Consider the following 11795-nt stretch of genomic DNA (forward strand, 5'->3'; position numbering starts at 1 on the left):
GGCCGGTCGCGCGGGCACCATTTGCCGGGGGAGAGGGGGCGGCGATGCTGGACAGCGAAACGCGACCGGCGGCCACCGCACTCGGCGAGCTGCTGCGCAACGGGGAGCGCGCACTCGAGGCCGACGGCGACCTGCGCGCCGGCCGGGAGTGGTTCGACCGGGCGTACCGGGCCGCGGAGGCGGACTGCGACGGGGCGGGGATGGCGCGCGCCGCGCTGGGCCTGGCCGGGCTGTGGGTGCACGAACACCGGAGCGTGCCCGCGGCGGCATTGCTGCAGGCGCGGCTGCGCAGTGCCCGCACGGCCGTCGACCCGGGGTCGTCGCTGGCCCTGCGGCTCAAGGCGCGGCTCGCGGGCGAGGCCGACTACGTGGCGGGGGAGAGCGACGAGATCCTCGCCGTGCTCGAAGAGGCCAAGCGCGCGGGTGACCCGGTCGCCTGGGCCGAGGCCGCGAGCCTGGCCCACCACTGCCTGCTCGGGCCCGGCCACGGCGGCCGCCGGCGCGCGCTCGCGCAGGAGCTGATCACCGAGGGCTTCCGCACCGGGCGGCGCAGCGACCTGCTGATGGGCCTGCTCTGGCGCACGGTCGACCTCTTCCTCGACGGCGACCCGCACGCCCAGCGCGGGCTCGCCGACCTGCGTGGCCTGCTGGCCGAGCGCGACCACCTCGCGGTCGGGTTCGTGCTCGACGCGATCGACGTCATGCTCAGCATCCGCGCGGGCCGGTTCGAGGAGGCCGAAGCCCGCGCGGCCGCCTGCGCGCTGCGGGGCGAGGAGGCCGGGGACGCCGACGCGATCGGCTGGTACACCGCGCAGCTCGGAGCGGTGCGCTGGTACCAGGGCCGGGTCGCCGAACTGCTGCCGGTGCTGCGGGAGACGGTGCATTCGCCGACGCTCAGCGTGGTGGACAACGCGTTCGTCGCCGGCCTGGCCGTCGCCGCCGCTTCGGCCGGGGACGAGCGCGAGGCGGCCGGCGCGCTGGCCCGGCTGCGCGGGCGCGACCTGGCGCTGCTGCCGCGGTCGAGCAGCTGGCTCGTGTCGATGTACGGGATCGTCGAGTCGGCCTACCTGCTCTCGGACGTCGAGTCGGCGCTCGCCGCCTACGCGCTGCTCACGCCGTTCGCGAGGCTGCCGGTGATGGGCAGCCTCGCCGTCGCCTGCTTCGGCTCGGTGCAGCACGCGCTGGGCGTGGCGATGCTGACGGCGGGCGAGATCGGGCGCGCCACGGAGCACTTCCGCGCGGCGGTGCGCGACAACCTCGCGCTGGCCCACTGGCCGGCCGCGGCGTTGTCCCGCGCGCGGCTCGCGCAGGCGCTGGGACCCGGCTCGGCCGAAGCCGGGCGGGAACTGGCCGCCGCGACGCGCGAGGCCGGGCAGCTCGGGATGGTGCTGCCGGCCTTCGCCACCCGCGTCGCGGACCGCCGGGTCACCTGCCGGCGCCAGGGCAGCCACTGGCTCTTCGCACTGGACGGGCGGTCCGTCCAGGTGGAGCACAGCGTCGGGATGGGCTACCTGGCGACGCTGCTGGACAACCCGGGCCACGAGCTGACCGCGGTCGAGCTGGCGCACGGGGTGGTGGCCGAGGTGACGTCCGCGCAGCCGGTGCTCGACCAGGCCGCGTCCGCGCACTACCGGCGCTGGCTCGCGAACCTCGAGGCCGAGCTCGACGAGCACGAGGCCAACCACGACGCGGGCCGGGCGGAGCGGGTGCGCACCGAGCGCGACTGGCTGCTGGGCGAGCTGTCGGCCGCGGCGGGGCTCGCGGGCCGCGTCCGCGAGTTCGCGGGCGCGGAGGAGAAGGCGCGGATCGCGGTGGGCAAGGCGATCCGCCGCGCGCTGACCCGCATCGCGGCGGCGGACGCGGCGATCGGCGACGTCCTGCGCGGCGGCGTCCGCACTGGCACCCGCTGCTCCTACCACCCGGGCTGAAGCGTCTTGAATGAGTCATTCAGGACCTTTGGTGGGGCTACTCGACGGCGCCGTTCTGGGTCAGCAGGGTCTGGTACCAGGCGTCGTACGGGTGGTTGGTCGCCGGGTAGTTCGCCAGGGGCGACGTCGCGTCGCCCGCCGAGTCGAAGTCCCAGCCGCGGACCAGCTTGCCCGACTGGCGGGCCGAGGTGATGAACGCCGACTCCGTCGCGGGCGCCCCGTAGAACAGCGCGCCCTGCTGCAGCTCCGCGCTGTCGCCCTTCTGGAACTCGTCGAACGCGACCTGGCGGTAGCGGATGCGGTCGCCGGTGACGCTCGCGGTGTCCACGCGCAGGGTGTTCGACGGCGTCGGGCCGTCGGCGCCGGTCCACACCTTCACGCGCCGGGTACCGCTGGTGGCGGTGTCCTTGGCGAACCGCGCGTCGGACGTCTTCGCGTTGCCGGTCCACGCCACCGTGGTGGCCGCCAGGGTGCCGTTCCAAGACCAGTTCTGGCTGCCGCTCTGGCTCTGGTGGATCTCCCGCAGGTGCGTCCCGTCGGTGAAGGCGACCGTCGGCTGGACACCGTTGTCGTACTGGTGGCTGGCCTGCCAGGTGATCTCGCCGTCCGCACCGAGCTTGCCGACGTGGTACCAGAGCGTGGTCGCGGTCTGCGACTGGTGGACCTCGACGAGGTCGCCGTCGTCGTTCAGCGCGACGGCCGGCGTCTGGCCGCTGTCGTACTTCCCGTGCCGCAGCCAGGTGACGCGGCCGTCGGCGCCGTACGTCCCGGTCCAGTACCAGAGCGCGCCGCCGCCCGAGTCGTGCACCTCGACGATCTGGCCGCGGCCGTTCAGCGCGACGGCCGGGTGGTACCCGACGTCCCGCTTGTACTCGCCGCGGCTGCCGCCGTCGCCCGACAGCAGCGGCAGCACGCGCCCGCGCAGCGCGTCCACGGTCGGCGAGCCGGCCGGGTAGTCCTGCGCCCGCAGCAGCCGGGCGCCGAACACCGACTCCAGCTCCTGGTTGACCGCGACGAGGTTGCCCGCCGCGAAGTTCGCGTTGTCGGTCAGGTCGTCCTTGAGGTCGAGCATCACGACGATCGGCGCGGCCGAGGGGTGGGCCGCCGACCAGGTGTTCACCACCGACAGCCAGTCCCGCAGGTTGTTCGACGCCGGGTTGCCGCCGCTGTGGTCGACGGCGTTGCCGGGGGAATCGTGGCCGACGCCGTAGTCGTGGTTCGTGGCGTAGCCGTTGTCGTGGATGTCGTACTCGATGAACCGGACGCCGTGGTCGAGCTGGTAGGCGATCGAGTTCTTCGCCCCGTCGACGCTGCCCGAATAGCTGTTGTGGGTAGCGCGGAAGACCGAAGAGGTGAACGGCGGGCTCGCGGCTTCGGCGGTGCCGCCGGTCAGCAGCGCGGCGGCCGTCAAGGCAGTGACGGCCAAAGCGGGCAGTCGGGTCATCCTCGGGTCCTCACGTCGGGAACAGTGCCGATCATCCTGGCCGTCCGGAGCGGTCGTTGTCCCGAACATCGGGTGGAACGCGGTGGAACGCGAGTGGAACGCCTAGAAGGCGACAGCTGGACGTTCGAGGGAGGAAACGCCATGACCCAGACCGGTGGACCCCAGTACCCGGACCCGGCCCGGCCGGTGCCGCCGCAGGCGGGGATGCCCGGACCGCCGCCCCCGCCGCCCGCGCCGAAGAAGTCGAAGCGGCGGCAGAAGATCGTGCTCACCGTGTTCCTGATCCTCGTCGCGGGGGTTCTCGTGCTGGCCTGGGTGGCCACCCGGTCCAACGGCGAGAACGCGCAGACCGGCAACTGCGTCACCGAAAGCGGCGAGAACTCCGTGAAGATCGTCGACTGCGGAACGCCCGAAGCGACGCTCAAGGTCGTCGCGCGCGTCGAGGACAAGACCCGGATCGAAGCGCAGATCAGCGCGTGCGCCCCGTACCCGGACGCCGACCAGGTGTTCTGGCAGGGCAAGGAGGGCGAGACCGGCGTCGTGCTCTGCCTCGCGAAGACCGGCAAGTAGCCCGATGGCGGGAGGGAAGTTTTCGTTCACCGGTTCCGGCGACGTCCGGGTCTGCAGCGGCGGGCGCACGCTCGCCGCGGCGGGTGACGTGATCGTCATCGGTGACCGGACCTTCCGGCTGGCCGACGTGGACCGGGTCGCCTACCACGCGGCGGCCCGGCCGCACCAGGCCAGCTACGCGCTCGGCCTGGCCCGCGGCCGGGTGCGGAGCCGGTTCGTGTTCGACGCCTTCCGCGGCGGCAGCGAACTCGAGGACGCTCGCGAAACGTGGCGGCGGCTGGTCGAACTGGTCGAAACGGCGGCCTGCCCGCGGATCGCGCGGGCCGCGGTCGACGCCATCGCGGCCGGCGCCACCGCCCGGTTCGGCGGGGGCGGGCACGCGCCTATCGACGCGGACGCCGATGGGTTGCGCCGCCGGCGGTGGTGCGCGCCGAAGGTGCCGTGGTCCCGCGTGCTCGGCGTCGACCTGCGCGCGGGCGAGGTGCGCGTGTGGACCGGCGGCCCGGAACCGGAACTCGTCACCGCCATGGCCGGGTGGAACGCGGTGGTGCTGCCACGCGTCGTAGGAATGATGGTCGCCTGCGAAAAAGAATCACCGGGAAGTCGTTGATCACGAATTCCCCGGAATGGTCGGGAAACGGTCACGAAATCGGAGATCGACTGTCCGTTGTGTCGCATTCGCGGCGCCGTTCATCGATTCATGCCGAATCGCCGCGCGGATCCGGTACTTGGCCGGGCTCCGCGTAGTCATTATCCGAGGAACGAGTGTGCGCGGGCCGCGGAAAGCCCGTGAGGGGTTGGGGAGGCAGTGGGTGTGGCGAACGACTGGCCGCTGGTCGGCCGCGAACAGGAACTGGCGTCGGCGCGCCGGGCGCTGGGCGATCCGGAGGTCTGCGGCCTGCTGCTGACCGGGCGCGCCGGCGCCGGCAAGACCCGGCTGGCCAAGGTGCTGCTGGCCGAGCTGGCCGCCGGCGGGGCGCGCACGCACTGGGTGCGCGCGATGTCGTCGGCGTCGACGATCCCGTTCGGCGCGTTCGCCCACCTCCTGCCCGGCAACGCGGACGGCACGGGGGACCGCGCGCACCGGCTCAACCAGGTCGCCGGGCACCTCACCCGCGGCGCGGAGGGGCGCCGGCTGGTGTTGTGCGTCGACGACGCACACCTGCTCGACGACCTGTCCGCGACCCTGGTGCACCAGCTGGCGGCGACCGCGTCGGCGTTCGTGCTCGTGATCGCGCCGCACGGCGTGAGCGTGCCGGACCCGGTGTTCGCGATGTGGAAGGACCGCGTCGCCGAGCGCCTCGACGTCGGTGAGCTCACCCGCCCGCAGACCACCGAGCTGATCACCGCGGCGCTGGGCGGGCGGCTCGACGACGGCGCGGAGCACCGGCTGTGGCACCTGACGCTGGGCAACCCGCTGTTCCTGCGCGAGCTGGTGCAGGGCGGGCTCGACAGCGGCTCGCTGTCGGCCGAGGACGGCGTCTGGCGGTGGAGCGGGGCCCTGCTGGCGACCCCGCGGCTGGTGGAGCTGATCGAAACCCGCATCGACCGGGTCGACGCCGACGAGCGGCGGCTGCTGGAACTGCTCGCTTTCGGGGAGCCGCTGGGCAGCGAACCGCTGGTGCGCCTCGGCGCCGCGCGCGTCCTCGCCTGGGCCGAGCAGGCCGGGCTGGTCGTTTCGGAACGGACCGGGCGGCGGCTGAACGTCCGCCTCGCGCACCCGCTCTACGCCGACGTGATCCGGCGCCGGACGTCGCCGCTGCGCCAGCGCGACACCTACCGGATCCTCGCGCAGACCCTGGACCTCACCGGCGCGCGGCGCGCGGAGGACAAGCCGCGGCTGGTGCGCTGGCGGCTGGCCGCCGGGCTGCCGACCGACCCGCAGCTGATCCGGGCCGCGGCGGAGACGGTGCTGCGCAAGGACTTCCCGCAGGCCGAGCAGCTGGCGGCCGAAGCCGTCCGGATGGGCGGCGGTTTCGGCGCGAAGTTCCTGCTCGCCCAGGTGCGGGTCGCGGGCGGGCGGCACGCCGACGCCGACTCGCTGCTCGCGGACCTCGCGGGCGAAACGGTGTCCGACGCGCAGCACGCCCGCGTCGCCGCCACCCGGGCCCGGAACCTGGCGTTCGGCCTGAACCGGTCCGAGGAGGCCGCCGCGGTGCTGGACACGGCCGAGACGGCGGTGTCCAGCGCGGTGGCTTCGGACGAGCTGGCGACCGCCCGGGCGGCCCTGCGCGCGGCGGCGGGGTCGTCGAGCGAGGCCTTGGACCTGCTCGGGCCGGTGCTGGACCGCAACCGCCGGGGCGACGCGCTCCGGCTCGCGGCGCTGGTGGTCGCGGCCGGGGCCCTGGCTTCGACCGGGCGGACGGAGGCGTGTCTCGGCGTCGTGGACGAGGGCCTGGCCATCGCGGAGCGGATTTCGGATGCGTCCGCGCCGGGGGCGCGAGTCCGGCTGGAGCAGGCCCGGATCGTCGCGCTGTGCCGGGCGGGCCGGCTCGAGGAGGCCGAAGACCGGGCCGGGGACGGCTACCGGGACGCCGTCCGCGACCGGTGGGGCCCGGCGGTCGCGGGCGCGGCGGCGTCGCTCGGGACGGTCGCGCTCGCCTACGGCAATGTCCGCGGCGCGATCCGCTGGCTGCGCGAGGCCCTGGCGGCGGACGCGCACGACCAGCCGTACGAGTTCCGCCCCGCCGTCGCCGCGGCGCTGGTCCGGGCGACGGCGATGAGCGGACGCGTGGCGGAGCCGCTCGGCGACTGGGACGGCGCGTGGGTGGCCGCGGCGCGGGGTGAGCTGACCCGGGCCCTGGCGCTGGGTGCTGCCGCCGCTTCGGCCGCGTTGGAAGACGGCAGGCTCGCGGTCGCCGCCGAGATCCGCCACGACCTCGTCCGGTTCGGCGGCGAGCCGGGGGAAATCCCGGCGGTGGGCGGGATGGCGGAGCTGTACTCGGCCCACGCTTCGGCCGTCTCGGACGCTTCGGCGTTGGATTCGGTGGCCGCGTCGTTCGCCGACGCGGGCGCGCGGCTGCTGGCGGCGGAGGCTTCGGCCCAGGCGGCGCGGGTGCATCGCCTGGAGGGCAGGAACGGCAGCGCGGCGATGTCCGCCCAGCGCGCGCGGGCGTGGCTGGCGTCCTGTGAGGACGCCGCGACGCCGGCCCTTTCCTCGCTGGACACGCCGTTGGACCTGACGGTCCGGGAGCTGGAGATCGCTCGCTTGGTGGCCACGGGGCTGACGAGCCGGGCGGTCGCGGACCGGCTCGTGGTTTCGGTGCGCACGGTCGACAACGTGCTGCACGGCGTCTACGCGAAGCTGGGTATTTCGGGGCGGCGCGAGCTGGCCTCGGTGGTAGGCCCGCTCGTCTCGGGGAGTAGTCCCGGCGACGGTCCTTAGGTAGTCCGCGGCGGTGACAGGGCGGAAGCCGAGTAGGCCGCTACTCATGACCCGGGCGCCCGCCGGCCCAAGACTGGAGACAACGGAGGGGCGAGGGCTTCACCGATCCGAATGTCAGGAGTGCACAGGATGACGACTTCATCGGGCGACGTTTTCCAGAACGAGCAGGGTGCCGGTGGTTCCGGGGGCAATCAGTTCAACGAGCAGGCTTCGACCGGGGGTTCGGGGAACATTTTCCAGAACGAGCAGGGCTCGGGTGGTTCGGGCGGGAATCAGTTCAACGAGCAGGCCTCCACGGGTGGCCGCGGTGGGGACATCTTCCAGAACGAGCAGGGCTCGGGTGGTTCCGGTGGGAATCAGTTCAACGAGCAGGCCTCCACGGGCGGCCGCGGCGGCGACATCTTCCAGAACGAGCAGGGCTCGGGTGGCTCGGGCGGGGATCAGTTCAACGAGCAGGCCTCCACGGGCGGCCGCGGCGGCGACATCTTCCAGAACGAGCAAGGCTCCGGCCGCGGCGGCAACCAGTTCAACGAGCAGGCGTCCGCCGGCCACCACGGTGACGTGTTCCAGAACGAGCAGGGCTCGAGTGGTCACGGTGGGAACCAGTTCAACGAGCAGGCCTCGACCGGTGGCGGCGTGGGAGACATCTTCCAGAACGAGCAGGGCTCGGGCGGTCACGGCGGGAACCAGTTCAACGAGCAGGCGTCGACCGGCGGCAGCGGGAGCATCTTCCAGAACGAGCAGGGCTCGGGTGGTCACGGCGGCAACCAGTTCAACGAGCAGGCCTCCACGGGCGGCAGCGGGAGCATCTTCCAGAACCAGCAGGGTTCCGGTGGCCACGGTGGCAACCAGTTCAACGAGCAGGCCTCGACCGGCGGCCACGGCAACATCTTCCAGAACGAGCAAGGCGCCGGCGGCCACGGCGGCAACCAGTTCAACGAGCAGGCCTCCACGGGCGGCCACGGCAACATCTTCCAGAACGAACAGGGCTCGAGCGGCCACCACGGCGGAAACCAGTTCAACGAGCAGGCGTCCACCGAGCACCACGGCCACGAGAGCCACGAGCACGAGCACCACCACGGCGGCGGGCACCACCACGACCACGACGCCGATCACCACCAGCACGACGTCGACCACTACTGAGCCGGCGCAGGCGAGAAAGCACTGAGGAGCGGTCATGCAGGAGCCGAGCGGCGGGGGGCGCATCGCCCTCGACACCCTCGACCTCGCGGTCAAGGGGGCGAAGGCCTACGGACGGGACGATCTCGTCCAGCGCCTCACCGACGCCCGGCGCCTGCTGTCCGAGCCCGACGTCACCGTCTACGTCGTCGGGGAGTTCAAGCAGGGCAAGAGTTCGCTCGTCAACGCCCTGCTGACCGCGAAGATCTGCCCGGTCGACGACGACATCGCGACCGCGGTGCCGACGGTCGTCCGGTTCGCGCCGGAGTCCGGGGCTCTGGCGACCTACGAGCCGGCCGACCCGTCGTCGCCGCCGTGGACCGAGCGGATCTCCCTCGATGACCTGCCGACCCACGTCAGCGAAGCCGGGAACCCCGGCAACGTCCGGAAGCTCAAGTCCGTCACCGCGTCGATCAGCCGCCAGCTGCTCTCCGGCGGGCTGGTGCTGGTCGACACCCCCGGCGTCGGCGGCCTCGGCTCGCTGCACAACGCCGTCACGGTCAGCTCGCTGCCGCGGGCGCACGCCGTCCTCTTCCTCTCCGACGCCTCCCAAGAACTCACCGGCGCCGAGCTGCGGTTCCTTCGGACGGTGAAGGAACTGTGCCCGAGCGTCTTCTTCGTCCTCACCAAGATCGACCTCTACCCGCAGTGGCGGCGCATCCTCGAGCTCAACGCCGGCCACCTCGCCGCGTGCGGGATCGCGATCGACACCGTCGCCGTCTCCTCGGAGCTGCGCACCGTCGCGGCGCGCTCGGCCGACCAGGAGCTGAACGTCGAATCCGGGTTCCCGCAGCTGGTCAAGTGCCTGCAGGGCGTCGTCGGCGACGCCGAACGCTCGGCGCTCAACGCCGTCGGCCTGCACGTCGGGTCCGCGGTCGGCCAGCTCAACGCGGCCCTGCGCGCCCGCCGCACCTCGCTCGCCCACCCCGAGCAGTCCGCCGAGCTCGTCGCGGAACTGACCCGGGTCAACGACCGCGTCGACGCGCTGCGCAGCCAGACCGCGAAGTGGCAGCAGCTGCTCTTCGACGGCTTCGCCGACATCTCGTCCGATGTGGACTACGATCTGCGCGCCCGCTCCCGCGGCGTGCTGCACGAGGCCGAAGAAGCCATCGAAGAAGGCGACCCCGCCAAGAACTGGGCCGAGTTCGAGAAGTGGCTGCGCCAGCGCCTCGCGAACGAGACGCTCGAGAACTACGCGACCTTCATCAAGCAGGCCCGCGAAATCGCGACGCGCGTGGCCGAGCACTTCGAGCTCGCCGAATCCCAGGCCGTGCTGCCGCGCGAGGTGCAGGCGCCGGTCCAGGTCGTCGAGGAAATCGCCATCGATTCGTCGTTCACCGGCGTCAAGACCCGCGGTTCCACCGGGATGGCCGCGTTCCAGAAGGCCTACAGCGGCTTCCTGATGTTCTCCATGCTCACGAAGATGGCCGCGCTGGCCATCCCGACGCCGTTCGGGATCGCGGCCGGCCTGCTGATGGGCCGCTCCGGCTTCACGGACGAACGCAAGCGGCAGCTGGAAAAGCGCCGCGGCCTGGCCAAGACCGCCGTGCGCCGGTTCGTCGACGAGTTCAACCTCCAGGTCGGCAAGGACTCCCGCGACGCGATGCGGATCGTCCAAAGAGAACTCCGCGACGCCTACAGCGCGCGCGTCGAGGAACTGCAGCGGTCCCTCACCGAAGCGCTGGCGAACGCGAAGAAAGCGGTCGTCGAGGACGACGCCGAGGCGGGCGAGCTGAAACGCCTGGAGGCCGACATCGAAGCCCTCGAAGTGCTCGGCCGCCGCGCCGGCGAACTCACCCTGCGCAGCGCCTCCAAAGCCGCGCCCGCGCCCGTCCCGGCGGTGACGCGATGACCCCGCTCTACGTCCAGGTCCGGGGGTTCGTCGCCCGCGCGTGCGCCGGGTACGCCGGCACCCCCGCCGAACCGCAGCTGCGCCAGATCGCCGGCCGGCTGGCCGAACCGCTGCGCGTCGCCATCGCCGGCCGGGTCAAGGCCGGCAAGTCCACGCTGCTCAACGCGCTCGTCGGCCAGGAGCTGGCGGCGACGGACGCGGGGGAGTGCACCCGCGTCGTCACCTGGTACCGCAACGGCCCGACCTACCGGATCATGCTGCACCCGGTCCGCGGGATGCCGCGCCAGCTGCCGTTCGGGCGCCTGTCCGGCACCCTCGGCCTCGAGCTCGGCATGGCGCCCGGCGACGTCGACCGGCTCGTCGTCGACTGGCCGTCGCCCGCCCTGCGGGTGATGACCCTGATCGACACGCCCGGGCTGGGTTCGGTGCGCTCGGAGGTGTCCGGGCGCACCGAAGCGGCGCTGGTCCCCGAAGGCGACGGCGTCGGCACCGCGGACGCCGTGGTGTACCTGATGCGCCACGTCCACGGCGACGACGTCCGGTTCCTCGACGCCTTCCACGACGACCCGGCGCAGCGGCGCCCGGTGAACACCATCGGCGTGCTGTCGCGGGCCGACGAGGTCGGGCACGCCCGGACCGACGCGCTCGACTCGGCCGCGAAGATCGCCGATCGCTACGCCCGCGACTCCCGCGTCCGCGGGCTCTGCCAGACCGTGGTCCCGGTGGCCGGCCTGCTGGCCAGCTCCGCCGCGTCGCTGAAGGAGTCCGAGTACCGCGCGTTCCGGCTGCTGGCCGCCGCACCGGAAGCGGAGGTCGCCCGGCTGCTGACGTCGGCCGACCGGCTGGCCCGCGCGGAGTCCGAAGTGGACATTGCGGCAGCCGAGCGCGCCGAGTTGCTGGCCCGGTACGGCCTGTTCGGCGTCCGGCTGGCGGTCGAGCTGACGCGCGACGGCCTGGTGACCGGCGCCCGGGCGCTGTCGGGTGAGCTGCTGGCCCGTAGCGGCCTGCACCGGCTGCGCTCCCTGCTGACCACCCAGTTCGCCGCGCGGGCCGACGTGCTCAAGGCCCGTTCGGCGCTGCAGGCGGCGGAACTGGTCCTGCGCGCCTACCCGGACCGCACCGGCGGGCTGCTGCACGAATGGGAGCGGATCGTCGCGGGGGCGCACGAGTTCGCCGAGATCCAGCTGATCGACTCGATCCGGCTCGGCGTCGTGCTCTTCACCTCCGACGAGGCCCGCGACGCGGAACGGCTGCTCGGCGCGGCCGGGGTGGACGTGCCGAGCCGCCTGGACCTGCCGGGCAACGCGGGCCGCGCCGCGGTCCGGCAGGCGCTCGGCGCGCTCGCCGAGTAACCGGTGCGGTATCGTCCGTGACGCAAGAGGGGAGATCGAACGCGAGGGGAGCGCGGTTCGGTGGGGTTGTTCGGTGACATGCTCG

Annotated in this window: 8 protein-coding genes; 7 read left to right on the plus strand and 1 reads right to left on the minus strand. The window is 73.1% G+C overall.

What is annotated here, in order from left to right; translation table 11 throughout:
• Positions 1-44 precede the first annotated feature (44 nt).
• Entirely contained in the window at positions 45-1928 is a 1884-nt protein-coding gene (locus AB0M83_RS30065) for a hypothetical protein (RefSeq protein WP_364521821.1), read from the plus strand.
• 37 nt (positions 1929-1965) lie between these two features.
• Here AB0M83_RS30065 and AB0M83_RS30070 read toward each other — a convergent pair whose 3' ends face one another.
• A complete protein-coding gene (locus AB0M83_RS30070; RefSeq protein WP_364521823.1) occupies positions 1966-3372 on the minus strand; it encodes a hypothetical protein in 1407 nt (468 codons plus the stop codon).
• 141 nt (positions 3373-3513) lie between these two features.
• Between AB0M83_RS30070 and AB0M83_RS30075 the strand changes: the two genes are divergently transcribed.
• The 6 genes from AB0M83_RS30075 to AB0M83_RS30100 all read left to right on the plus strand — a co-directional run bounded on the left by AB0M83_RS30075 (position 3514) and on the right by AB0M83_RS30100 (position 11710).
• Positions 3514-3942, plus strand: coding sequence for a hypothetical protein (locus AB0M83_RS30075; protein WP_364521825.1), 429 nt, complete (start codon positions 3514-3516; stop codon positions 3940-3942).
• Positions 3943-3946: 4 nt separating this feature from the next.
• Positions 3947-4552, plus strand: a complete 606-nt coding sequence (locus tag AB0M83_RS30080; RefSeq protein ID WP_364521827.1) for a hypothetical protein — start codon at positions 3947-3949, stop codon at positions 4550-4552.
• Between the two features lie 204 nt (positions 4553-4756).
• A complete protein-coding gene (locus AB0M83_RS30085; protein ID WP_364521830.1) occupies positions 4757-7327 on the plus strand; it encodes an AAA family ATPase in 2571 nt (856 codons plus the stop codon).
• Positions 7328-7456: 129 nt separating this feature from the next.
• Entirely contained in the window at positions 7457-8470 is a 1014-nt protein-coding gene (locus AB0M83_RS30090; RefSeq protein ID WP_364521832.1) for a glycoprotein, read from the plus strand.
• Positions 8471-8504: 34 nt separating this feature from the next.
• Positions 8505-10358 (plus strand): dynamin family protein, encoded by a 1854-nt coding sequence (locus tag AB0M83_RS30095; protein WP_364521834.1) that lies wholly within the window; start codon positions 8505-8507, stop codon positions 10356-10358.
• Positions 10355-11710, plus strand: coding sequence for a dynamin family protein (locus AB0M83_RS30100; RefSeq protein WP_364521836.1), 1356 nt, complete (start codon positions 10355-10357; stop codon positions 11708-11710). The genes AB0M83_RS30095 and AB0M83_RS30100 overlap by 4 nt, the downstream gene beginning before the upstream one ends.
• Positions 11711-11795: the final 85 nt, after the last annotated feature.

This window comes from Amycolatopsis sp. NPDC051106 (assembly GCF_040682775.1).
Lineage (GTDB): Bacteria > Actinomycetota > Actinomycetes > Mycobacteriales > Pseudonocardiaceae > Amycolatopsis.

What these genes read in the sequence shown, in the direction of transcription:
- AB0M83_RS30075 (WP_364521825.1), top strand. Translation starts at nt 3,514, where the DNA reads ATGACCCAGACCGGTGGACCCCAGTACCCGGACCCGGCCCGGCCGGTG.
- AB0M83_RS30080 (WP_364521827.1), top strand. Translation starts at nt 3,947, where the DNA reads ATGGCGGGAGGGAAGTTTTCGTTCACCGGTTCCGGCGACGTCCGGGTC.
- AB0M83_RS30090 (WP_364521832.1), top strand. Translation starts at nt 7,457, where the DNA reads ATGACGACTTCATCGGGCGACGTTTTCCAGAACGAGCAGGGTGCCGGT.
- AB0M83_RS30065 (WP_364521821.1), top strand. Translation starts at nt 45, where the DNA reads ATGCTGGACAGCGAAACGCGACCGGCGGCCACCGCACTCGGCGAGCTG.
- AB0M83_RS30070 (WP_364521823.1), bottom strand. Translation starts at nt 3,372, where the DNA reads ATGACCCGACTGCCCGCTTTGGCCGTCACTGCCTTGACGGCCGCCGCG.
- AB0M83_RS30095 (WP_364521834.1), top strand. Translation starts at nt 8,505, where the DNA reads ATGCAGGAGCCGAGCGGCGGGGGGCGCATCGCCCTCGACACCCTCGAC.
- AB0M83_RS30100 (WP_364521836.1), top strand. Translation starts at nt 10,355, where the DNA reads ATGACCCCGCTCTACGTCCAGGTCCGGGGGTTCGTCGCCCGCGCGTGC.